Below are 242 nucleotides of genomic sequence, written 5' to 3' on the forward strand. Positions count from 1 at the left end.
GATCTGCTCTTCGCTCAGGCCGGGGTTGCCGCCCTGGGGCGGCATGATCCCGCCGTCCGGGCCGGTGTAGCCCGCGAGGGCGTGCGGGTAGGGGGTGTCCTTGCCCTGGGCCAGGCGTGCATCCCAATGGGCGTGGTCCCGGGTCGGTGCCTGGCCGACGGCGGTGGTGTGGCTGGCGGTGCACAGGTTGTCGTGGATCACCTGGCCGTCGGGGGTGCCGCCGTAAGCCCCCTGCGAGGCGG

The 242-nt window shown here is 74.0% G+C and carries 1 protein-coding gene; it reads right to left on the reverse strand.

The genetic code is table 11. From position 1 onward, the window contains the following. The coding region (locus tag ACQG3P_RS22385; protein WP_426806283.1) for a c-type cytochrome at positions 1-242 on the reverse strand (242 nt) is incomplete at both ends.

The organism is Stenotrophomonas sp. SrG (genome assembly GCF_050031795.1).
In the GTDB taxonomy this organism is placed as follows: domain Bacteria; phylum Pseudomonadota; class Gammaproteobacteria; order Xanthomonadales; family Xanthomonadaceae; genus Stenotrophomonas; species Stenotrophomonas rhizophila_A.